Origin of the sequence: Actinomadura sp. 9N215, assembly GCF_044326345.1 — a bacterium.
GTDB lineage: Bacteria > Actinomycetota > Actinomycetes > Streptosporangiales > Streptosporangiaceae > Spirillospora.
Genome location: NZ_JBIRBA010000038.1, coordinates 80,541 through 102,031 on the forward strand (window position 1 = coordinate 80,541; position 21,491 = coordinate 102,031).

Sequence of the window (21,491 nt, forward strand, 5' to 3'; positions counted from 1 at the left end):
CCCCGGCCGCACTGACCGGGTCCCAGCTACATCCGGGCCCCGCCGGGCCCGACGGAACGGGCGCTCCCCCGTCGTTCCCTTGACCTTTACGCCCCGCCGCGTCCGAAACCTGGGGCGACTCACGCGACCGGTGCGGTCCGGCCCGACGCCAGGCCGCACATAATTGCCTCCCGCCTCGCACTTAATTGCGAATTCGGCCATTAATTCCGGTCGCCGAGCATGGAGTCATGCATTTGCCATGCCCAATTTCGAAGACTTTTCGGCTTTCTCAAGTTGGCAGGCATTGCTCTGTTTCCCTATGCCGCCCGCGCCTACCTTCATCGGTGTTCGAGAAATTCGATCACGATTGGCGGTGTTCGAGATGAGTCAGATCACCCCGAGGGAATGGACGGGCAGGTGGGAGGCGATTGTCCAGGCGCCGACCCTGACCAAGCTCTACTGGCTGCTGCGGATCGGAGTGGCCGTCGAATACGTGGGGCACGGGTGGGCGGGACTGAGCCGCTCGCGGGCCTGGCTGCCCTACTACGACCTGTTCGGCTTCTCCGAGGACTTCGCCCTCGACCACATGTACTACATCACCGGCACCATCGACATCAGCGTGGGACTGCTCGTCCTGGTGTGGCCTGCCCGGATCCTGCTGCTGCACGCCACCGTGTGGGGAGTGTTCACCGCGCTGCTGCGCCCGGCCGTCGGCGAAGGCTGGTGGGAGTTCCTGGAGCGCGGCGGCAACTACGGGATGCCGGCGGCCATGCTGATCCTCGTCGGGCTGGGCGGCTGGTCGGTGCGCGGCTGGCTCCGGCGCGCCGACGCGCCCGTCGCCGTCTCCGACCGCTCCCTCATCGCCGCGCACTGGGCCGCCCGCGGCGGCCTGGCCCTGCTCCTCATCGGCCACGGCGGATTCGGCGCGTTCGAGGACAAGCCCTACTGGTACGACTTCTTCGATTTCTTCGGTATAACTCCTTCCACGGTCGAGTCCGCCCATCTCATGGTGGTGTTCGGGACTTTCGAGATCCTTCTCGGCCTGGCCATCCTCGTCAAACCGGGGCGGGCGCTGCTGCTCTTCGTGCTGGCCTGGAAACTCGGCACCGAACTGCTGCGGCCCCTCGTCGGGCAGGAATGGTTCCAATTCGTGGAACGCGACGGCGACTACGTCCTGCCGATCGCCCTGATCCTCATAGCCGGTCTTTCCACCCGAGCCCTTCACCAGCGCACACCCGACACCCCGCCGGTGCCCCCCGCCCCGACACGCGCCCCCACAACGTGACCCGCCGCCGAGCGCTCACCCGCTCTCTCGGCGATCAACTCTCCCCACCAACCCAAGGAGTCTGCCGGAAGGCCTGCTCCCAGAACTGATGAGGAACCCGTGATGTCGTACCACGACCATGCATCGAAGATCCGTGCCGCCTCGCTGGCGCTCCTGGCCGGTACCGCCCTCCTCACGGCAGGGGCCCTGCCCGGTACCGCCGCCCAGGCGGACCAACCCGCCGGTCACGGTGCCCCGGCGGCCCGTCCGTCGTACAAGCCCGTCGTGCTGGCCACCATCAACGTCGGCCTCAACCCCCGCGCGGTGGCGTTCGACCCCGACCATGAGACCGCCTACGTCGCCAACGCCGGATCCAACACCGTCTCGATCATCGACGTGGAGACCCGGAAGGCGATCGGCACCATCGAGGTCGGCAAGTTCCCCTACGGCGTCGCGTTCGTGCGCGATGGTGACTTCGTCTACATTCCGAACCGCGACTCCGATGACCTGTCGGTGATCGACACCCACACCCGGAAGGTCATCAAGACGGTCACCGTCGGCGACGCCCCCCGGTGGGTCGAAGTCGCCCCGGACGGCCGCCACGCCTACGTCAGCAGCACCGGATCCGGCGTCGTCACCGTCATCGACACCGCCACCCACGCCGTCATCGGCAACATCCCCGTCGGCCTGTCCCCGCGCGGCATCGCCTTCGCTCCCGACGGCCGCACCGCCTACTCCGCCAACTCCGACTCCGACAACGTCGCGGTCATCGACACCCGCAGCCAGAAGGTGGCCGCGACCATCACCGTCGGCGACGAACCGCGCGGCGCCTTCGTCACCCCCGACGGCAGGACCCTCTACATCTCCAACACCATCGGCGGGACCGTCTCGGTCATCAACACCCGGACTCGCACCGTCACCGACACCATCACCGTCGGCGCCAACCCCCGCGGCCTCAACCTCTACCGCGGCGACCGCATCGCCTACGTCGCCAACTCCGGCTCCGACACCGTCAGCATCTTCGACACCCGCACCCACCGTGTCCTCGGCGACGTGGCTGTCGGCGACGACCCCCGCTGGACGGCCTCAGGACCGGACGGCGACTACCTCTACGTCACCAACACCGGCTCCCACACCGTCTCGGTCGTCACCGTGACCCGTTGACCGTCCCGCTCCGCCCCGGTGAAGCCACACCGCTGCTTTGCGCAGGTGGTGGCGGGGACGCGTGTCCTCGCCGTCAGTGGTCGCAGGTGGTGGGGACGTCGGTGGGGCGGCGGTGTTCCAGGGCGTCGCGGAGTTGGGCGCGGCCCCGGTGGATGCGCGAGCGGACGGTGCCGAGCTTGACGTTGAGGGTCGCGGCGATCTCCTCGTAGGAGAGGCCCTCGATGTCGCACAGGACGACGGCGGCGCGGTATTCGGGGGCCAGGCCGTCGAGGGCGCGCTGGATGTCGGCGTCCAGGTGGCGGTCGTCGTAGGCCTGGGCGGGGGACGGCTCGCGTCCCTGCAGGCGTTCGGCGGCGTCGTCGCCGAGGGCGTCGAAGCGGATGCGCTGCTTGCGGCGGGCCCGGTCCAGGAAGAGGTTGGTGGTGATGCGGTGCAGCCAGCCCTCGAACGTGCCGGGGGTGTAGGAAGACAGAGAACGGAAGACCCGGATGAAGACGTCCTGGGTCAGGTCTTCGGCGTCGTGCCGGTTGCCGGTCAGCCGGTACGCCAGCCGGAACACTCGCGTGGAGTGCTCGCTGACGATCTCCTCCCACGTCGGCGGGGTCCACGCCATAGCGCCTGCGCTCACCACTACCCCCGTCTGATACTGAATCGTTACGGCCAAGCATGCCGGTACACGGATAAGAGCCGTGTAAGAAGGCGCGACCTTGGCCGGATCAGGCGGCCGCCCGGGTGTGATCCACCTCATTGGACTGGATGACAATAAGGGTTGAGTTCGCCGTCCCCCGTGGGGAGGATCGGGGCATCCCCACCCCGACGTGCGAGGACGGTGGCATGGTGCGCAGCTACAACCCGGCCGACCTGCTGGAGATCATGGCCGCGGCGGGGCCGGACCGTCCGGCGCTGGTGGCGGGGCCGGAGCGGAGGACGTTCGCGCAGCTCAACGAGCGTGCGAGCCGGGTCGGACGGCATCTGGCCCGCGCGGGCGTGGGGGCCGGCGAGCATGTCGCGATCCTCGCCCACAACCGCGTCGAGTGGATCGAGGCGATGTTCGGCGTCTTCAAGATCCGCGCGGTGCCGATCCCGGTGAACTTCCGGTACGTGGCGGCGGAGCTGCGGCACGTCCTGTCCGACTCCGACTCGGTCGCGCTGATCGGCGAGTGTTCGCTCTTGGCGAAGACGGCGGAGATCCGCGGGGAACTGCCGAAGCTGCGGCACGTCGTCGCGCTGGAGGACGGGTCCGAGGGTGTGCTCCCGGGCGCTGTGCCCTATGAGCGCGCGCTTGCCGAGGTTGATCCGGATGAGGGCTTTCCCGAGCGGTCGAACGACGACCGTTACATCATGTACACCGGCGGGACGACGGGATATCCGAAGGGCGTCGAATGGCGCAGCGAGGACGTCTTCTTCGGCGCCTTCGGTGGCGGGAACGTCTTCGGTGACCCGATCGGGAGCCCGGAGGAGCTCGCCGCCAACGCCGACCAGCCCGCGATGGCCGTCCTCGACTGCGCGCCCGTCATGCACGGCGCCGGGCAATGGGTCGCGTTCATGGGTTTGTTCAGCGGCGCCAAAGTCGTCCTTTACATTGACCACGCATTCGACGCTGACAAGGCCCTCCGACTCGTCGCCGAAGAACAGGCGAATGTGCTGATGCTCATCGGTGACGCGATGGCGCGACCGGTCGTTGACGCACTGGCCACCGGCCAATACGACACGTCCTCGTTGATTGGCATCGCGTCCGGTGGCGCGCCCTTGACCGATGGGATGAAGGAGGCGCTGAGCGCCCATCTCCCGAACGTCGTTTTCCTCGACAACTACGGGGCCTCGGAGACCGGTGCGTGCGGGCCGTCCGTCGGAGGCGGCAAGGACGGGACGGCACGGTTCCAGATGGACCCGGACGTCACCGTCCTGGACGACGACCTGAACGTCGTCGCGCCCGGCGAGATCGGCAGGCTCGCGCGCAAGGGCCACATCCCGGTCGGCTACTACAACGACCCGGAGAAGACCGCGTCGACGTTCTTCACGGACGCGGAAGGCACCCGCTGGTCGATCCCCGGCGACTTCGCCGCCCTGGCCGCGGACGGCACGATCGTGCTGCTCGGCCGCGGTTCCCTCGTGATCAACACGGGCGGGGAGAAGGTGTACCCGGAGGAGGTCGAGGTCGCGCTGAAGGACCACCCGGACGTGGACGACGCGGTCGTCGTCGGCCTGCCGGACGAGCGGTTCGGGCAGCGCGTGGCCGCCGTCGTCGCGCCGCGTCCTGAGGCCGCGGTGACGCTGGACGAACTGGCCGAGCACTGCCGCGGCCGCCTCGCCGGTTACAAGGTGCCGCGCCAGATCGAGGTGGTGGACGAGGTGCGGCGCACGGCCGTCGGCAAATCCGATTACAAGTGGGCGCGGAGCGTCTTCGACTAAACCTGCGACTTGACGGGGCCTGCCGGGCTTATACCACGTCCGGCCGCTTTCTCCGCCGCAGGCGGCGGTCAAGAAATGATTGATGCCGTGGGAGCGTGGCTTGAGCGCTTCCGGGCGAATAACTTCCCCATGAATGGGGATCGGTTGATACCGCTAGCGCGGCGGTATCGCCTGCTCTCTGTGGTCGGCAGGGGCGGCATGGGGACCGTCTGGCGCGCCTACGACGAGATGCTGGACCGGGACGTCGCCGTCAAGGAGGTCCATCTCCCCGGGCGCATCACCGAAAGCGAACGCAGGGTGATGTGCCGGCGCCTGCTGACCGAGGCACGCGCCACCGCCGCGCTGAAACATCCGGGCGTGGTCGCCGTCCACGACCTCCTCGTCGAGGACGGCCGGCCGTGGATCGTCATGGAGTTCCTGGAGTCGTGCTCGCTGAACCGGCTCATCACCGAGGACGGCCCGCTGGGCGTGCGCCGGACGGCGGAGATCGGCGCGGCCGTCCTGTCGGTGCTGCGCGCGTCGCACGCGGCGGGGATCCTGCATCGCGACGTCAAGCCCAGCAACGTCCTGATCTGCGACGACGGACGGATTCTGCTCACCGACTTCGGCTTGGCCGTCCATCTGGACCGCGGTCGCGAGACCGTCGACACGATGCCCGCGGGCATCGAAGGCTCTCCCGCCTACCTCCCGCCCGAACGGGTGAACGGACTGCCGGGACTGGAGGCGTCCGACCTGTGGTCCCTCGGCGCGACGCTTTACACGGCCGTCGAGGGTTTCTCGCCGTTCCTGCGGTGCCACGCACTGGCGTCGATGGTGGCGGTGCTATTGGGCGACTACGCGCGTCCTGTACGGGCTGGGCCGCTGACCGCCGTCGTCGAAGGACTGCTTCGTCAGCGGCCAGAAGACCGTTTGACGGCCGAAGCCACTGCGGAACTGCTGGCGAACGTGGTCGGGACCGTCCCGGAACCGGGTGCGACGCGGGCGACGCTGACGCCCGTCCCGCAGGAGGTCCGCGGGTTCTCCGCGCGCCGGCTCACGCTGCTGCGCCGCGTCCCGTGGGCGTCTCGCGGTTCGTGGGTCTCGCGGGACGCGGCACGTTCCCACGTCTTCCGTGGGCCGCGCGTCCCGTGGACGCTGCGCGGCGGCAGGCCACCTGGCGCCCGGCGGGACGCCACGTCGCCGCCGTGCGGTTCGCGACGGCGACGCAGACGGCGGCGGCAGCGGCAGCGCTGGATGCGCGGCTGGTGGCGTCAACGGCGCCCGTGGACGCCCAGGCAGCGGTGGCGGCCGCGCGTCCCGGCACTGATCACACGACGCAGGCCGACCACGGGACGCAGACCGATCGCGCGACGGTGGCCGATCACGGGACGTGGAGCGGCCACGGGACGTGGAGCGGCCACGGGACGCCCAGCGGCGGCGGGACGTGGGGCGGCGGCGGGGCGCAGGGTGCGGCCTGGGACGGTGGCGGGTGTGGCGGTGCTCGCCGCGCTCGCGGCCGGAACCGGCACCTGGGCGGCCCGCTGGACGTCGATCGGCAAGAGCGACGCGGTCGCCCTGCGTCCGGCGGCGGGGGTGACGGGCAAGACGGCGAAGTACCGGGAGGCGGGCGCCTATTCGGTGCGCGTGCCCGCGGGATGGCAGGCCGAGCGGCGCGGGTCCGTCATGCGGTGGAAGGACGTCCGCACGGGACGGGGGCTGCGCATCACCCCGGTGTCCGGGAACCCGCTGGCCGGCCTGCGCGCCGAGGAGCGGGCGGCCGTGGCGCAGAACCGCTACCCCGGGTATCACCGGTTGCGGCTCGAAGCGGTGCCTGAGGTCATCGCCGGTGCGGCGGAATGGGAGTTCACCTGGCGGAACGGCGACGGTCGCGAACCCGGCGGCGAACCCGGGCGAGAGTCCGTCCGAGGGCACAAGACCAGGCACGTGCTGTGCAGCCGGGCGGCGGGGTATGAGTTCTGCTTCTACGCGCCCGATCGGCAGTGGACGCCCGGCCAGCGCCTCTACGACAAGATCCTCAGATCGTTCCGTCCCGAGAAGGGGAGTTAGGGAGGGAGGGTCAGACCGTCTGCTGGAGGCGGAGGAGGAACTCCGCGTTGGACGAGGTGCCCTTCATCTTCTCCAGCAGGTGCTCGACGGCCTGCTGCTTCTCCAGCCCCTGGAGGGCGCGGCGGAGGCGCCAGGAGAGCGCGAGCTCCTCCGGCGACATGAGCAGCTCGTCGCGGCGCGTCGAGGACGCCTCGATGTCGACGGCGGGGAAGACGCGGCGGTCGGCGAGGCCCCGGTCGAGCTTCAGCTCCATGTTGCCGGTGCCCTTGTACTCCTCGAAGAAGACGTCGTCCATCCGGGAGCCCGTCTCCACCAGCGCGGTGGCGAGGATCGTGAGGGAGCCGCCGTTCTCGATGTTGCGGGCGGCGCCGAAGAACTTCTTCGGCGGGTAGATCGCGGTCGTCGCGACGCCGCCCGCCAGGATGCGGCTGCTGGACGGCGCCGCCAGGTTGTACGCGCGGCCGAGCCGCGTGATCGAGTCGAGCAGCATGACCACGTCGTGGCCCTGCTCGACGAGGCGCTTGGCGCGCTCGACGGCCAGTTCGGCGAGCGCCGTGTGCTCCTGCGCCGGACGGTCGAACGTCGAGTGGATCACCTCGCCGCGGATCGTCCGCTGCATGTCGGTGACCTCTTCCGGCCGCTCGTCGATGAGCACGACCATGAGGTGCACTTCGGGGTTGTTCTGCGCGATCGCGTTGGCGACGGCCTGCAGCACCATCGTCTTGCCGACCTTCGGCGGCGACACGATGAGCCCGCGCTGGCCCTTGCCGAGCGGCGCGACCAGGTCGATGATGCGGGTGGCGAGCGGGCCGGTGTCGAGGCGGAGGCGCTCGTCCGGGAACAGCGGGGTCAGCTTGCCGAACTCGGGCCGGTCGGCCGCCTCCGCGGGCGGGACGCCGTTCACGGTGTCGACGGAGGCGAGGGCGGAGAACTTCTCCCGGTTGGACTTCGGCGGCCGCGCCGTGCCGGTGACGGCGTCGCCGGGGCGCATGTTGTTGGCCTTGATCTGGGTGAGCGAGACGTGCACGTCGTCCGGTCCGGGGTGGTAGCCGGAGGTGCGGACGAACGCGTGCTTGTCCTGGACGGCGAGGATGCCGTGGAACGGGACGGTCGGCGCCTCTTCGGCGGGGCGCCGTCCCTGCCGGCTCTTGCGGCCGCTCTGCGCGGACACGCTGTGCGGCGCGACCTTGCGGCCGGTGGCCTTGCCCTCGCCGGTCCTGCCTTCGCCGGTCTTGGTGTCGGCGATCTTGGCATCGGTGTCGGCGGTCTTGGTGTCGGTGGCCGCGCGGTCGGCGGCGGGTCGTTCGGTGGTGAGTGTGGAAGTGGACATGTGGGTCCCTATCTCAGGCCTGCGCGGAACGCTCCGCGCGGCCCGGGGTCGAATCCCGTGTACGGCGGCGGAACCCGCGGCACGTACGCGAGTGGAACGAGAGAAATGCAGCTCGGTTCACCGGGCTGACGTCGGCTCCCTTGTACGGCGGCCCAGCACGTTGCTCTGTACGTACCGAACCGGGAAATCACCGGGCTCTCAGATGGCCCGGGCGGGGAAGAAACGCCCTCGCCGCGAATCGCGGAAATCCGAAGACGCTGCTTTGAGAGTACAGCACCCCAGGGCGGTTTCGCATTCCCGGAGGTCGTGGACGGCTTTCATGCAGGTGGTCCCCCAGTGGCGGGCGGCGCGGTGGTGCGGCGGCGCGGTGCCCCCGCACGCGCCGCCACCGATGATCGCTGGTGCCTCGACCGTTAAGACTCCCAGGCCGTCCCGCAAGTTCCGATCAGCCCGCTCGGGTCAACGGAGATCATGGCCTGGGACGCGACGATGTGCCCGCCGGTCTGCCCTCCGGTCGGCCCTCCTGGCGAGCCGCGTTCCGGGCTTCCGTACGATGAGCCGCGTCTAGGCGGAGGAGGATCATGGGCGAGTCGCCGGACCGGGAGCCGTCGGACGGGGGGCTGCGTGCGGAGGTCGCGGGTCCCGTCGGCACGGTCGTGATCGACCGTCCGGCCAAGCGCAACGCGATGTCCGCGGACATGTGGCGGGCGCTCCCCGGCATCCTCGACGCCCTCGCCGCCGACCCCGGCGTGCGCGTCGTGGTGCTGACCGGCGCGGGCGGGAACTTCTGCGCGGGCGCCGACATCGCCGAGCTCGGCGACATAAACCGCGACGACGACTCGCACCTGTCGACGCTCGCGGAGCGGGCGCTCGCCGCGTTCCCGAAGCCGGTGCTCGCGGCGATCGAGGGCTACTGCGTCGGCGGCGGCTGCCAGCTCGCCGCGGCCTGTGACCTGCGGTTCGCCGCGGACGGCGCCCGGTTCGGGATCACCCCGGCCAAGCTCGGCATCGTCTACCCGGCCGAGGCGACGGCGCGGCTCGTCGGGCTGGTGGGGCCGTCCGCCGCGAAGTACCTGCTCTACTCGGCGGACCTGATCGGTGCCGAGCACGCGCTCCGCATCGGCCTGCTGGACGAGATCGTCCCGGCGGGTGCCCCCGGCGACGGCTCCGGTCTCCGCGAGCGTGTCGCCGGGTTCGCGGCGACGCTGGCGTCCCGGTCCCTGCTCACCCAGCGCGCGACGAAGGACATCGTGGACGCGATCGTCGCGTCCGGGCAGGCCGGCGCGAAGGCGAAGGCGAAGCGGTGGCTGGACGAGCTGGCCGCGAGCGGCGAGGTCGACGAGGGCGTCGCCGCGTTCCTCGAACGCCGCGACCCCGATTTCACCTGGACGGCTCCGACCCGCTGAGGACGCGGAAGCGCGTCCCGGGGAGGAGGCGCAGGCGGCGCGCCGCGGCGGGCGGATCGTCCAGCAGCGCGGCGGTCTCGGGACGGAGCAGCTCGGCGAGGGGCAGCACCCCGCACATCAGCGATTCGGGCGTCCGGACGACGAGCAGCGGCCCGATCTGCGCCGTGCCCGCCTCGGCGTCGGCGAGGAGGCCCAGCAGGTCCAGGACCTGCGCCGTCGCGTCCTCGCCGTCCGCGGGCAGGGAGCGGACGAGCTCGATGAAGTCGCTTTCGAGGCCGCGCGGGCTGCGTCCGGACAGGTGGTAGCGGTCCTGGTCGGCGAGCTCGATCCGCAGGCCGTGCCGTCCGGCGAACCGCTCGTACGGGCCGGTCAGCGGGGCCCGCGCGGCGGGCGGGGAGACGCGGAGGAAGCCGCCGACCACGTCCACCGGCTCGGCGCCGAGGGACGCGGCGACGGCGTCGTCGAGCCGCCGGGCCAGCTGCGCGCGCAGGCCCGCGACCTCGGCGGCCAGGTCCGAGGCCTTGGCGGCCAGGCCCGCGACCTCGGTGGTCAGGCCGGCGACGGCCTCGCGTTGCTGGTCGGCGGTCTCGCGCTGGCGGTTCAGCTTGTCGTTGACGTCCGGCACCATCCGGTCGTTGATCTGCGCGATCAGCGACCGGATCCGGGCGTCGGCCGCGCCGAGCGCCTCCCGGTCGCGGTCCTGCTCGCGGGTGAGCCGGTCCAGCCGCTCCTCCTGGGACGTGCGGAGGTTCTCCAGCTCGTCCCGGGTCCCCTTCAGCGCGCGGAGCTGGGTGCGGATGTCGGCGATCTCGGGCGCGCCCGGTATCCGTTTGCGCTCGAACGCCAGATACAGCTCACGGCCGGCGATCGCCAGGCAGAGCAGGACCAGAATCACCGTCATCGGGCCGTACCTTTCTGGGGGCAGCCCCCAGACCCCCGGGGGAGGGGAAGCTCGGCGGTCCTCGCTTCGCCGCGGTCGCCGCGGTTGCCGGGCCTCCTGAGGGCCGTCTCGCCGAGCAAGATAGCCGTCAGCGGTTCAAATAGGCCAGGACGGCCAGGACGCGCCGGTTGTCGTCGCCGGTGACGGGCAGGTCGAGCTTGGTGAAGATGTTCGCGGTGTGCTTCGTCACAGCCCGCTCCGTGACGACGAGCCGTTCCGCGATCGCGGCGTTCGACCGGCCCTGCGCCATCAGCTCCAGGACCTCGGTCTCGCGTGGCGTGAGGCGGCTGACCGGCGTGTTCCGGGTGTTGCTGGCGACGAGCCTGGAGATGACCTCGGGGTCCATCGCGGTGCCGCCCGCGGCGACCCGGCGGACCGCGTCCACGAACTGCGCGGCGTCGAACACCCGGTCCTTCAGCAGGTAGCCGATGCCGCCGGTGCCGTCGGCGAGCAGCTCCCGCGCGTACAGCTGCTCCACATACTGCGACAGCACCAGGACGGGCAGGCCCGGGACCTGCCGCCGCGCCTCCAGCGCCGCCTGGAGCCCCTCGTCGGTGAAGGACGGCGGCAGACGCACGTCGACCACCGCCACGTCCGGGCGGTGGTCGAGGAGCGCCTTCAGCAGCGAGGGGCCGTTGTCGACCGCGGCGGCGATCTCGAAATCATGGGTTTCGAGGAGGCTGACCAGCCCTTCTCTCAGGAGGGCGAGGTCTTCGGCGATGACAACGCGCACGGCAGCTCCATGGTCACGATCGTCGGGCCGCCCACGGGAGAGTTGAGGGCGAGGATCCCGTCGAATGTACCGATCCGCCGCTCGATGCCGCGCAGGCCCGTCCCGCCGTCCATCGTGGCGCCGCCGCGGCCGTCGTCGGTGACGCTGATCCGGAGCATGCCGCGCTCGTACCGCAGGTCGACCCAGACGCGGGACGCGCCGGAGTGCTTGGCCGCGTTCGTGAGGATCTCCGACACCGCGAAGTAGGCGGCCGACTCGACCGGCGGCTCCGGCCGCGCCGGCAGGTCGGCGGCGACCTCGACCCGCAGCGGGTGGTCGAGCGCGAGGGCCTTGACCGCGTCGCCGATGCCGCGGTCGGCGAGCACCGGCGGGTGGATGCCGCGGACGAGGTCGCGCAGCTCGTGCAGCGCCTTCGCGGACGACTCGCGCGCCTCCGACAGCAGGATCCTGGCCTTCTCCGGGTCCCTGTCGAGCAGGTGCTCGATCGCGCCGAGGCTCATGCCCATCGCGACGAGCCTGGCCTGCGCGCCGTCGTGCAGGTCGCGCTCGATGCGGCGCAGCTCGGCGGCGGACGCGTCCACGGCCTCCGACCGGGTCTCCGTCAGGTGCCGGACGCGCAGCGCCAGCTCCGACTTCCGCGTCGGGCCGAGGATGAACCGGCCCCACTGCCCGTACACGTTCATCATCTTCGGGCCGATGAGGAACCCGGCGGCGATGCAGGCGGTGGCGATGACGACCGTGGACGTGACGCGCATCCAGTCATCGCTGTAACCCTCCGTGATGTGGACGTAGGCGTACCAGTCGGCGCCGGCGTAGTGGCCGATCAGGTCGCCGACGAACGCGGCGAGCGCGTAGCCCCACAGCCCGTACAGGATGAGCAGGCCCGGCAGCGCGGCCGTGAACAGCACCAGGATCGGGTCGACGACCACCCACAGGTAGTCGCGCCAGGTGGCCGGGTCGCTGATCAACCGGACGAAGCGCTTGATCATCCCGTGGATGCCGGGCTCGACCTCGGGCTCCGGCAGGTAGGGGCGCTCGATCCTGACGTCCGTCCACTGGTTGATGCGGGAGCGATACGCGTCCAGCTGGGTGCGCAGCAGCATCACCGCGGACGGGAACAGCAGCACCCCGAGAAAGCTGGAGATCATCGAGACGACCGTGATGAACCACGCCCCGGTGAGCATCGCGGGGATGCCCAGCAGCCCGAACGCCAGGCCGCGCCAGGGCGCCCTGACGTGCTGCTGGAGCCGGGTCTCCCGCGGTCGTGCCTTCTCCAGTCGCGTTTCGTTCACCCTCGTCTCTTTCGCCAGTTCACCGTTCACGGGGGTTCCTCCAAGGGTCGCTGCCTTATGACGTCCAGTCTTCTGGCCTGCGCCCTTCTGCACAGTGTGCCCGCAACCCGAGGTGATGGTGTACCTGGCTACACCTGTACCTACCTACACCCCCGGACGGCGTCTAAGGCCATGTCGCGCCGTTCCCGCCGTTCCTAGCGTTTCTGGGTGTCAGCCCTATCCGACGAATTCCGGGGAACCCCATGAAACGGAATCTCGCCGCCACGCTCGGTGGGTGGAGCGCGCGGCACCGATTGACGGCCATCTTCGGCTGGCTCCTGTTCGTCGTCCTGGCCTCCGTGCTCGGCGGGGCCGCCGGACAGATCACGATGGAGGGCCACGAGCAGGGCACCGGGCCCTCGGCGCGGGCCGAGCAGATCCTCTCCGAGGCCGGGGTCGAGGACCCCGACCAGGAGACGGTGCTGATCTCCGGCGGCGCGCACGCGGCCGGGTCGCCCGAGATGCGGCGCGCGGTCGCGGCCGTCCGGACGAACGTCAAGGCCACCGGCAAGATCATCGATATGCGGCCGGACGCGGTGGCCAAGGACGGGCGGCACGTGATCGTCCAGTTCACGGTGCCGGAGGCGGCGGACGACGTGCCCGACCCGCTGCCCGCGATCCAGGACGCGGTGGCGAAGGCGGAGCGCGACAACCCGTCCGTCGAGATGGGGCAGTTCGGCGGCGCCACCGCCGACGCCTGGTTCGACGAGGCCCTCGGCAGCGACTTCAAGCGCGCCGAGATGACGGCGCTGCCGCTCGCCCTCGGCATCCTGCTCGTCGCGTTCGGCGCGCTGGTCGCGGCCGTGCTGCCGGTGATGCTGGCGTTCACCGCGTTCCTCGCGGCGGGCGGGCTCCTCGCCGTCACGAGCCACGCCCTGCACGTCGACGAGACGACGAACTCGGTGATGCTGCTGATGGGCCTCGCGGTCGGCGTCGACTACTGCCTGTTCTACCTGCAACGCGAACGGGAGGAGCGTCGCAAGGGCCGGGACAGGGGCACGGCCCTCGCGATCGCCGCCGCCACCTCGGGACGGTCGGTCCTCGTCTCCGGGCTCACCGTGATGGTCGCGATGTCGGGGATGTTCCTGTCCGGGCTGCTGCTGTTCAAGGGGTTCGCCGTCGCGACGATCCTCGTGGTGTTCATCGCGATGCTCGGGTCGGTGACCGTCCTGCCCGCGGTGCTTTCGCTGCTCGGCGACAAGGTCGAGTTCGCCCGCATCCCGTTGCGGCGCCGCCGCTCCGCCCAGGACCGTGGCGGGGTGGTGGGGGCGCTGCTGAAGCCCGTCCTGGCCCGTCCGGGGATCGCGACGGTGCTCGCCGCCGGGGTGCTGCTCGTCCTGGCCGCGCCCGCGCTCGGCATGAAGACGGAACAGCTCCGCATCGACCAGCAGGTCCCGCCCGGTGAGGAGATCGCGCAGACCTACACCCGGCTGAACGAGGCGTTCCCCGGCACCCCGGAGCCCGCGGTCGTCGTGGTGAAGGCGGGCGACATCAACGCGCCGCGGGTCAGGGCCGCGATCGACGACCTGAAACGGCAGGCCGCCGCGTCGGACGAGCTGAACGAGCCCGTCGAGGTCACCGTCCACGAGAAGGAGAACATCGCCGAGATCGAGGTCCCGCTGGCCGGGTCCGGCTCCGACGCGACGTCCACGCACGCGCTGGAGACGCTCCGTGACCGGATCGTCCCGCAGACGGTCGGGAAGGTCGGGGAGGCGCCGGTCACGGGCCAGCTCGCCTGGTCGATCGACTACAACGCGCAGCTCAGGACGAGCATCGTGCCCGTCTTCCTGTTCGTCCTCGGCATCACGTTCCTGCTGATGCTGGTCTTCTTCCGCTCGCTGCCGATCGCGGTCACGGCGATCGTCCTCAACCTGCTGTCGGTCGGCGCCGCCTACGGCGTGATGGTCGCGGTGTTCCAGCACGGCTGGGGCGACTCCCTGGTCGGGACGACCGGCGCCGGGGCCCTGGAGTCGTGGATCCCGCTGTTCGTCTTCGTCGTCCTGTTCGGCCTGTCGATGGACTACCACGTGTTCGTCGTCTCCCGGATCCGCGAGGCCCACGACCGTGGCCTGGACACCACCCGCGCCGTCCGGGAGGGGATCCGCGCCACCGCGGGCCCCGTGACCAGCGCCGCCGTCATCATGATCGCCACGTTCGGGATCTTCGGGACGCTCACCATGCAGGACTTCAAGCAGCTCGGCGTCGGCCTGGCGGTGGCGGTCCTGATCGACGCGACGATCGTCCGCGTGGTGCTGCTCCCGGCCGTCATGTCCCTGCTGGGGCGCGCGAACTGGTACCTGCCGCGCTGGCTGGGCTGGCTGCCCCAGATCTCGCACGCCGACCCGGCCGCTTCGGAACCCGTCCAGCCGCCGCCGGCGCCGCAGCCTTTGATCCCGCAAGGCTGAGGTTCCATGCGCAAAGCCCCGGCCTTCGGGCCGGGGCTTTGCTCAATTTTCCCGCTCGCGCCGCCCGCCGATTCGATATACCTTCTTCGGTATAACTTCTTCGGTATAGCGACTAACGGCTTCCGGTATAACGACGCCGGTCATATACCAGGTGATTGGCCTCCGCGCCATGAAACCCGCGCCCACTTCTTGTTGATCACGGCCTATTCTTCTTTGCCGAGGTCGGGACGGGATATAGCTTACTTTGATGAGGTAATGACATTACCCCTCGTGTCATGGCCGCTGGATGATGAGGTCTGCATTCGAGGTCCGGTTCCTTGGAACCGGGCCTGAGTATTGCGACGCCGGCGCCACAGTACGGGTTCCACCCAAACCCAGAGGAAGTGTGCATTCATGAAGCTCCGCAAGTACGCCCTCGCCACGGTGGGCGCCGGTACCGCCGCGCTGGCCATCTACGGCTTCGGCATCGGCCCGGCGTCCGCCGCCCTCGGCCCGGACGACGACAAGCCCAAGCCGCCGCCGGTCGCCTGTGCCCTCGACAGCAAGGCCGGCCCGTTCGTCGCGGCGAACTGCATGGGCCACGGCGCCGTGCAGCTCACGGTCTTCTGCCCCGAAGACCACCGGATGGACTCCACCATCAACGCGTTCCGGGGGCAGTCGACGCTGCTCGACAATCGCTGCGAGGACGGCCCCACGATGGCAGCCCTCACGCTGTTCGACATGAGCACCCACAAGGCCGGTGAAGTTCTGGTGCCCATGCAGAGGGTCGCCTGACAATCCGGTTCTGAACACCGCGAACGCCGCCCCGTCGACTGCGTCACGGGGCGGCGTTCCCATGCGTTCTCAAACGGCCGTCGCGGCGATTAGAGGGCGACGAAGGACAGGCCGCGTTTCTTCAATTTCGGGATCGCGCCTTTGAGGGCCTTGATGGTCTGGGAGCGGTCGCCGCCGCCGTCGTGGCACAGGATGATGTCGCCCTCCTTGCCTTCCAGCAGGGACCTGCGAATCCGGCCGACGCCCGGCGTGGCCCAGTCGCGGGGGTCGACGGCCCAGTCGATGGGAAGCATTCCCTGCTCGGCGGTCAATTCCAGCACGGTGTCGGACCAAATGCCGCCGGGCGAGCGGAAGAACTGCGGGACGACGCCGGTGATGTCGGCGATCCGGTCGTGCGCGTCGACGATCTCCTTGCGGACGCGCTTCTCCGAAAGCCCCGCGATGGTGATCGGGTGCGTCTCGGTGTGGTTGCAGATCTGGTGACCGGCGTCGGCGATCCGGCGGGTCAGCTTCGGGAATTCCTTGACCTGCTCGCCGATGATGAAGAACGTCGCGTGGACCTCCTCTTCGGCGAGGAGGTCGAGCATGCGCGGCGTCCACGTCGGGTTCGGGCCGTCGTCGATGGTGAGGGCGATCGACTTCGGCGGCGGCGCGGGGGACAGCTGCGACAGTTCGCGGACGGGCGTCTCCAGCGCGGTGAGCTTCGCGGGCGTCCACGCGGCGGGACGCGGCGTCGGGGTGGGCGTCGGCGTCGGCGTCGGGGACGGCGACGGATGGATGACCGGCCGCGCGCGGGGAGTCGCCGCAGCCGAGGCCCGGGAGTCGCCCGAGGGACGGACCCCGTCCGCCGCCAGCGCGGTGAGGCCGGCCGCCGCACCCATCAGCCAGAGCGCTTCGCGACGGGAAGTCAGGCGGGACGCTAGCTCGGACGCCACACCTGCAACATCTACCTCCACAAGTACCACGCTATCGGGGTTTAACGGGGTAGGAGGCCGCTATGCGATCATCAGCACACTTGGGGGAAGGGTGAACGCGGCTCCCGAATTCGGGCCCGTGCTCGCGCTCGTGCTGACCGGGCTCGCCGCGTTCGCGGCCGTGGTGGTCCGGGCCGGCGGCCTCGGTCTCGGCCGGGACATGCTCGTCGTGACGGTGCGGGCGGCCGTCCAGCTCGCGGTCGTGTCGCTGCTCATCGCGGGGGTGCTGCGCAGCGCCGGCTGGACGGCGACGTTCATCGCGGTCATGGCCGTGGTCGCGGCGGCGACGGCGGGACGGCGGATCACCGGATCAGTGCGCGGATGCGGATGGTGGACGCTGCTGCCCATCGTCGCCGGGGTCGTGCCCGTCCTCGCGCTGCTGCTCGCCTCGACGGCGGTGCCGTGCCGTCCGGTGGCGGTGCTGCCCATCGCGGGGATCTTCATCGGCGGCGCCATGTCGGCGACGGGACTCACCGGACGCCGGGCCCTGGACGAGCTGACCACGCGCCGCGGCGAGTACGAGGGCGGCCTCGCGCTGGGCCTCCTGCCCCGGGACGCGTCGCTTGAGGTGTGCCGGCCGGCCGCCGCGCTCGGGCTGTTCCCCGTCATGGACCAGACGCGCACGGTCGGGCTAGTCACGCTGCCGGGCGCGTTCGTCGGCGTGCTCCTCGGCGGCGCCGACCCGGCGGAGGCGGGCGCGATCCAGCTGCTCGTCCTCGTCGGGCTGCTGGCCGTCGAGTCGATCGCCGTCCTGATCACCCTGGAGTTGGTGGCCACCGGAAGGCTGTGTTAGCCCAGGGGGACGACCCCCTGGAACCCCCGTCACCGGCCGGTGAACCGTTTCCCGAGCCGCTGGCGCGTCTCGTGAAACGGCCCCCCGGCCGGCGGGTCGTGCGGCCTCCGGCGCGGGGCGCCTCCGGCCGCACGACCCGTGGCCCCGGCTGAGGTCTGGTCCAAGGACGATGTGCTGACTCGTCCAAGGGACGCTGACTCGTCCAAGGGACGGTGTGCCCCGGCTCGTTCGGGGTCAGGGGGTGGGGTGGCCGCAGTCGGTGGAGATGGCGCGGACGGTGTCGAGGAGGGCGGGCAGCAGGGCGAGGACCTCGTCGCGGGTCAGCACCACCTCCGGGACCGAGATGGAGACGGCGGCGACGACGCGTCCTGTCGCGTCGCGGACGGGAGCCGCGACGCAACGGATGAACGTCTCGTGCTCGGCGTCGTCGAGCGCGTAGCCCTGCTCGGCGACGCGGGACAGCTCGTCGAGGAGCTGGGGCGGGCCGGTGAGGGTGTGCTCGGTGAACGCGGTGTACTCGATCTCCTCGGCGACGCGGCGGCGGCGCGGTTCGGGGAGGTCGGCGAGCAGCACCTTGGCGATCGCGGTGGCGTGCAGCGGCATGCTCAGCCCCACCCGCGAGTACATGCGGATCGAGTGCCGCGAATCGTATTTGTCCAGGTAGATGACGTTGCCGCCCTCGTACACGCCGAGGTGGACGGTCTGCCCGGTGTCCTCGTTCAGCCGCGCGAGGTGCGGGGCGGCGACGTCCCGGATACCGCGCTGCTCCAGCGCCGCGCCCGCCAGCGCGAACAGGCGGGAGCCGAGGTGGAAGCGGTGGTCGGAGTCGCGGTGGACGAACCGTCCGGCCTCCATGGTGCGTAGCAGCCGCAGCACGGTCGTCTTGTGGACGCCGATCTTAGCGGCGAGCTCGTCCAGGGTCCGGGGCCCCTCGCCCAGCTCGCCGAGGATGGCGAGGGCGCGTCCGAGGCTCTGGCTCATCCGGCTCCCTTCCGGGGTAAGCCCCGGGTCGTTGACCGGCACCCGCGGGTGATGTTACAACCACAATGGCACAAGACGCAATTGTCGTTGCATTATGTGCAATTACGGAGGTCATGATGGTCGCGAGCATCGATGCCGGGGCGATCGACGCGCTCGCTGAGGAGCGGCTCGACTGGCGCTTCAAGGCGATTCCGGCGTCGTTGCACGGGATGTCGGTGGCGGAGGTCCGCGACGCCCGTCCGCCCCTCGACGACTTCGGCACCCCGCTGCTGACGCTGGACGAGGCCGCGCTCGACCACAACGTCCGGACGATGGCGCGCTGGGCAGGCGCGGCGGGTGTCGCGCTTGCCCCGCACGGCAAGACGACCATGGCCCCGCAGTTGTGGCGGCGGCAGCTGGACGCGGGCGCGTGGGGCGTCACGGTCGCGAACCTGCCGCAGCTCCGCGTGGCCCGCGCGTTCGGTGTCCGCCGGGTCATGCTCGCGAACGCGCTCCTCGACCCGGCGGGCCTCGCCTGGCTGGCCGCCGAGCTGGAGGAGCATCCGGAGTTCGAGTTCATTTCGTGGGTCGACTCGCCACACTCGGTCGTGCTGATGGACGACGCATTGCGCCAAGCCCGCGCCCAGCGCCGGGTCGACGTGTGCGTCGAGATCGGCGGTCCGCACGGGCGCACCGGCGTCCGGGACGACGGCGACGCCCGCGCGCTCGCCGACGCCGTGCGCGGGGCCCCGACACTCCGGCTCGCCGGGCTCGCCGGATACGAGGGCGCGCTCGCGCACGACGCGTCCGACGAGGGGCGCGGCGCCGTCGACGCCTACCTGCGCCGGATGGCGAACCTCTTCGGCGCCCTCGACTACGAGACGGACGAGCCGATCGTGACCGCCGGAGGCAGCTCCTTCTTCGACCAGGTCGCGGACGTGTTAGTCGGGGTCGACGGCCGGGTGGTGCTGCGGTCGGGGGCGTACATCGTCCACGACGACGGGTTCTACCGGGAGATCTCGCCCTTCTCGCGAGGCGCCGGCGACGCGCCGCTGCGGTCGGCCATGCACGGCTGGGCGCGGGTCGTGTCCCGGCCGGAGCCCGCGCTCGCGCTGCTGGACGCCGGCAAACGCGACCTCCCGTTCGACGAGGGCCTGCCCGCGCCGCAACTCGTCCGGGGGAAGGGGCCGGAGGCGGTCGAGAAGGCGCACGTCACCGCCATCAACGACCAGCACGGCTTCCTGGTGGACGCGTCCGTGGAGGTCGGTGACGTGGTGAAGCTGGCCCTGTCGCATCCGTGCACCGCGCTCGACAAATGGACGCTGATCCCCGTCCTGGACGACGCCGACGCCGAACGACCCGCCGTCATCGACCTCGTCAGGACGTGGTTCTGATGCCGGGCACCGTGATCCGCGGCGCGACCGTCGTGGACGGCACCGGAGCCCCCGGCCACGTCGCCGACGTCACGATCGCCGAAGGCCGGATCACCGAGATCGGCGACGGCCTGTCCGGGACGACCGTCATCGACGCGGACGGCCTCGTCCTCGCCCCCGGGTTCATCGACATGCACGCCCACTCCGACCTTGCGCTGCTCATCGAGCCCGACCACCTCGCCAAGGTCAGCCAGGGCGTGACGACCGAGGTCATCGGCCAGGACGGCCTGTCCTACGCGCCCGTCGACGACACCACCCTCGCGGACACCCGCCGAGCCATCGCCGGCTGGAACACCGACCCGCCCGGCTTCGACTGGACGTGGCGCACCGTCGGCGAATACCTCGACCGGCTCGACCAGGGCATCGCGGTCAACGCCTGCTACCTCGTCCCGCAGGGCACGGTGCGGATGCTCGCGATGGGCTGGGACGACCGCCCGCCGACCCGCGCCGAGATCGACCGGCAATGCGAACTCGTCGCGACCGGCATGCGCGAGGGCGCGGTCGGGATGTCCAGCGGCCTCACGTACGTGCCCGGCATGTACGCCGACGACGAGGAACTGACCGAGCTGTGCCGCGTCGTCGCGTCCCTCGGCGGCTTCTATGCGCCGCACCACCGCTCGTACGGGGCGGGCGCGCTGGAGGCGTACGCCGAGATGGTCGAGCTGTCGCGCCGCTCCGGCTGCCCGCTGCACCTCGCCCACGCGACGATGAACTTCGGCGTCAACCGCGGACGCGCGCCCGAACTGCTGGCCCTCCTGGACGACGCGATCGCCGACGGCTGCGACATCAGCCTCGACACCTACCCGTACCTGCCCGGCTCCACGACCCTCGCCGCGCTGCTGCCGAGCTGGGCGTCCGCGGGCGGCCCCTCGGCGCTGCTGGCCCGCCTCCACGACCCCGCCGAGCGGGCCCGGATCCGGCACGCGATGGAGGTCGAGGGGTCGGACGGCTGCCACGGCGTCCCCGCCGAATGGGAGACGATCGAGATCTCCGGCTCCCCGGACACCACCGTCGTCGGACGGACGATCGCCGCCCTCGCCGCCGCGTCCGGACGTCCCGCGTTCGACGTCTACTGTGACCGTCTCATCGCCGACGACCTCGCCACCACGATCCTCCAGCACGTCGGGCACGAGGAGAACGTCCAGGCGATCATGCGGCATCCGTGCCACACGGGCGGCAGCGACGGCCTCCTCGCCGCCGCCAAACCGCACCCGCGCGCCTGGGGGACGTTCCCGCGCTACCTCGGCCACTACGTCCGCGAGCTGGGCGTCCTGTCCCTGGAAGAGTGCGTCGCGCACCTGACCGGACGCGCCGCGCGGCGGCTCCGCCTCGAAGACCGCGGGCTGATCAGGCCCGGACACCACGCCGACCTCGTCCTGTTCGACCCCGCGACCGTCCGCGACACCGCCACGTTCGACGACCCGAAACAGCAGGCCGAAGGCATCACGCACGTCCTCGTCGGCGGCACCCCCGTCATCGCCGACGGACACCACACAGGCGCCCTCCCCGGCCACTCCCTCCGCCGCACCCCCACCGCAACAACCCAC

General features: G+C 70.8%; 17 protein-coding genes. 10 read left to right on the top strand and 7 right to left on the bottom strand.

Annotated features, from left to right (window positions below):
- Positions 1 to 361 precede the first annotated feature (361 nt).
- Together ACH34T_RS40245 and ACH34T_RS40250 are read left to right on the top strand one after the other, a co-directional pair.
- Positions 362 to 1,264: a hypothetical protein gene (locus ACH34T_RS40245; RefSeq protein ID WP_396026265.1), complete on the top strand. Its 903-nt coding sequence runs from the start codon at positions 362 to 364 to the stop codon at positions 1,262 to 1,264.
- A 102-nt stretch (positions 1,265 to 1,366) separates the two neighbouring features.
- The gene (locus ACH34T_RS40250) at positions 1,367 to 2,407 is read left to right on the top strand and encodes a beta-propeller fold lactonase family protein (protein ID WP_396026266.1); all 1,041 of its coding nucleotides are present in this window, start codon (positions 1,367 to 1,369) and stop codon (positions 2,405 to 2,407) included.
- Between the two features lie 73 nt (positions 2,408 to 2,480).
- Here ACH34T_RS40250 and sigE read toward each other — a convergent pair whose 3' ends face one another.
- Entirely contained in the window at positions 2,481 to 3,020 is a 540-nt protein-coding gene (gene sigE, locus ACH34T_RS40255; RefSeq protein ID WP_396026283.1) for an RNA polymerase sigma factor SigE, read from the bottom strand.
- Between the two features lie 221 nt (positions 3,021 to 3,241).
- Here sigE and ACH34T_RS40260 point away from each other — a divergent pair, with 221 nt between their 5' ends.
- Together ACH34T_RS40260 and ACH34T_RS40265 are read left to right on the top strand one after the other, a co-directional pair.
- A complete protein-coding gene (locus ACH34T_RS40260; RefSeq protein WP_396026267.1) occupies positions 3,242 to 4,819 on the top strand; it encodes an acyl-CoA synthetase in 1,578 nt (525 codons plus the stop codon).
- 129 nt (positions 4,820 to 4,948) lie between these two features.
- Entirely contained in the window at positions 4,949 to 6,865 is a 1,917-nt protein-coding gene (locus tag ACH34T_RS40265) for a serine/threonine-protein kinase (RefSeq protein ID WP_396026268.1), read from the top strand.
- 10 nt (positions 6,866 to 6,875) lie between these two features.
- Here the strand turns inward: ACH34T_RS40265 and rho are convergent, their stop codons facing one another.
- Positions 6,876 to 8,195 carry a transcription termination factor Rho gene (gene rho / locus ACH34T_RS40270; protein ID WP_396026269.1) on the bottom strand — a complete coding sequence of 440 codons (1,320 nt, stop codon included), beginning with the start codon at positions 8,193 to 8,195 and terminating at the stop codon, positions 6,876 to 6,878.
- A 581-nt stretch (positions 8,196 to 8,776) separates the two neighbouring features.
- On the opposite strand from rho, the gene ACH34T_RS40275 reads away from it, so the two are divergent.
- Positions 8,777 to 9,601 (top strand): enoyl-CoA hydratase/isomerase family protein, encoded by an 825-nt coding sequence (locus ACH34T_RS40275; protein ID WP_396026270.1) that lies wholly within the window; start codon positions 8,777 to 8,779, stop codon positions 9,599 to 9,601.
- On the opposite strand, the gene ACH34T_RS40280 is transcribed toward ACH34T_RS40275, so the two are convergent.
- From ACH34T_RS40280 to ACH34T_RS40290, 3 genes are all read right to left on the bottom strand, one after another.
- Entirely contained in the window at positions 9,576 to 10,502 is a 927-nt protein-coding gene (locus ACH34T_RS40280) for a hypothetical protein (protein ID WP_396026271.1), read from the bottom strand. The genes ACH34T_RS40275 and ACH34T_RS40280 overlap by 26 nt on opposite strands.
- Positions 10,503 to 10,629: 127 nt before the next feature.
- Positions 10,630 to 11,274 carry a LuxR C-terminal-related transcriptional regulator gene (locus ACH34T_RS40285; RefSeq protein WP_396026272.1) on the bottom strand — a complete coding sequence of 215 codons (645 nt, stop codon included), beginning with the start codon at positions 11,272 to 11,274 and terminating at the stop codon, positions 10,630 to 10,632.
- Positions 11,238 to 12,566 (bottom strand): sensor histidine kinase, encoded by a 1,329-nt coding sequence (locus tag ACH34T_RS40290; RefSeq protein ID WP_396026273.1) that lies wholly within the window; start codon positions 12,564 to 12,566, stop codon positions 11,238 to 11,240. The genes ACH34T_RS40285 and ACH34T_RS40290 overlap by 37 nt, the downstream gene beginning before the upstream one ends.
- Before the next feature lie 242 nt (positions 12,567 to 12,808).
- On the opposite strand from ACH34T_RS40290, the gene ACH34T_RS40295 reads away from it, so the two are divergent.
- The gene (locus ACH34T_RS40295) at positions 12,809 to 15,010 is read left to right on the top strand and encodes an MMPL family transporter (protein ID WP_396026274.1); all 2,202 of its coding nucleotides are present in this window, start codon (positions 12,809 to 12,811) and stop codon (positions 15,008 to 15,010) included.
- A gap of 393 nt (positions 15,011 to 15,403) precedes the next feature.
- The gene (locus ACH34T_RS40300; RefSeq protein WP_396026275.1) at positions 15,404 to 15,784 is read left to right on the top strand and encodes a hypothetical protein; all 381 of its coding nucleotides are present in this window, start codon (positions 15,404 to 15,406) and stop codon (positions 15,782 to 15,784) included.
- A gap of 89 nt (positions 15,785 to 15,873) precedes the next feature.
- Here ACH34T_RS40300 and ACH34T_RS40305 read toward each other — a convergent pair whose 3' ends face one another.
- Entirely contained in the window at positions 15,874 to 16,719 is an 846-nt protein-coding gene (locus tag ACH34T_RS40305) for a polysaccharide deacetylase family protein (RefSeq protein WP_396026276.1), read from the bottom strand.
- A 91-nt stretch (positions 16,720 to 16,810) separates the two neighbouring features.
- Between ACH34T_RS40305 and ACH34T_RS40310 the strand changes: the two genes are divergently transcribed.
- Positions 16,811 to 17,551 carry an ABC transporter permease gene (locus ACH34T_RS40310; protein ID WP_396026277.1) on the top strand — a complete coding sequence of 247 codons (741 nt, stop codon included), beginning with the start codon at positions 16,811 to 16,813 and terminating at the stop codon, positions 17,549 to 17,551.
- Positions 17,552 to 17,785: 234 nt separating this feature from the next.
- Here ACH34T_RS40310 and ACH34T_RS40315 read toward each other — a convergent pair whose 3' ends face one another.
- A complete protein-coding gene (locus ACH34T_RS40315; RefSeq protein WP_396026278.1) occupies positions 17,786 to 18,532 on the bottom strand; it encodes an IclR family transcriptional regulator in 747 nt (248 codons plus the stop codon).
- A gap of 116 nt (positions 18,533 to 18,648) precedes the next feature.
- On the opposite strand from ACH34T_RS40315, the gene ACH34T_RS40320 reads away from it, so the two are divergent.
- Positions 18,649 to 19,905, top strand: coding sequence for an amino acid deaminase (locus ACH34T_RS40320; protein ID WP_396026279.1), 1,257 nt, complete (start codon positions 18,649 to 18,651; stop codon positions 19,903 to 19,905).
- Positions 19,905 to 21,491 (top strand): amidohydrolase family protein (locus ACH34T_RS40325; RefSeq protein ID WP_396026280.1); only part of this gene is annotated, 1,587 nt, incomplete at its 3' end. The genes ACH34T_RS40320 and ACH34T_RS40325, both read left to right, overlap by 1 nt.

Excerpts from the sequence above, each read along its gene's own strand:
- ACH34T_RS40245 (WP_396026265.1), top strand. The coding sequence starts at position 362 with ATGAGTCAGATCACCCCGAGGGAATGGACGGGCAGGTGGGAGGCGATT.
- ACH34T_RS40250 (WP_396026266.1), top strand. The coding sequence starts at position 1,367 with ATGTCGTACCACGACCATGCATCGAAGATCCGTGCCGCCTCGCTGGCG.
- sigE (WP_396026283.1), bottom strand. The coding sequence starts at position 3,020 with ATGGCGTGGACCCCGCCGACGTGGGAGGAGATCGTCAGCGAGCACTCC.
- ACH34T_RS40260 (WP_396026267.1), top strand. The coding sequence starts at position 3,242 with ATGGTGCGCAGCTACAACCCGGCCGACCTGCTGGAGATCATGGCCGCG.
- ACH34T_RS40265 (WP_396026268.1), top strand. The coding sequence starts at position 4,949 with ATGAATGGGGATCGGTTGATACCGCTAGCGCGGCGGTATCGCCTGCTC.
- rho (WP_396026269.1), bottom strand. The coding sequence starts at position 8,195 with ATGTCCACTTCCACACTCACCACCGAACGACCCGCCGCCGACCGCGCG.
- ACH34T_RS40275 (WP_396026270.1), top strand. The coding sequence starts at position 8,777 with ATGGGCGAGTCGCCGGACCGGGAGCCGTCGGACGGGGGGCTGCGTGCG.
- ACH34T_RS40280 (WP_396026271.1), bottom strand. The coding sequence starts at position 10,502 with ATGACGGTGATTCTGGTCCTGCTCTGCCTGGCGATCGCCGGCCGTGAG.
- ACH34T_RS40295 (WP_396026274.1), top strand. The coding sequence starts at position 12,809 with ATGAAACGGAATCTCGCCGCCACGCTCGGTGGGTGGAGCGCGCGGCAC.
- ACH34T_RS40300 (WP_396026275.1), top strand. The coding sequence starts at position 15,404 with ATGAAGCTCCGCAAGTACGCCCTCGCCACGGTGGGCGCCGGTACCGCC.
- ACH34T_RS40315 (WP_396026278.1), bottom strand. The coding sequence starts at position 18,532 with ATGAGCCAGAGCCTCGGACGCGCCCTCGCCATCCTCGGCGAGCTGGGC.
- ACH34T_RS40320 (WP_396026279.1), top strand. The coding sequence starts at position 18,649 with ATGGTCGCGAGCATCGATGCCGGGGCGATCGACGCGCTCGCTGAGGAG.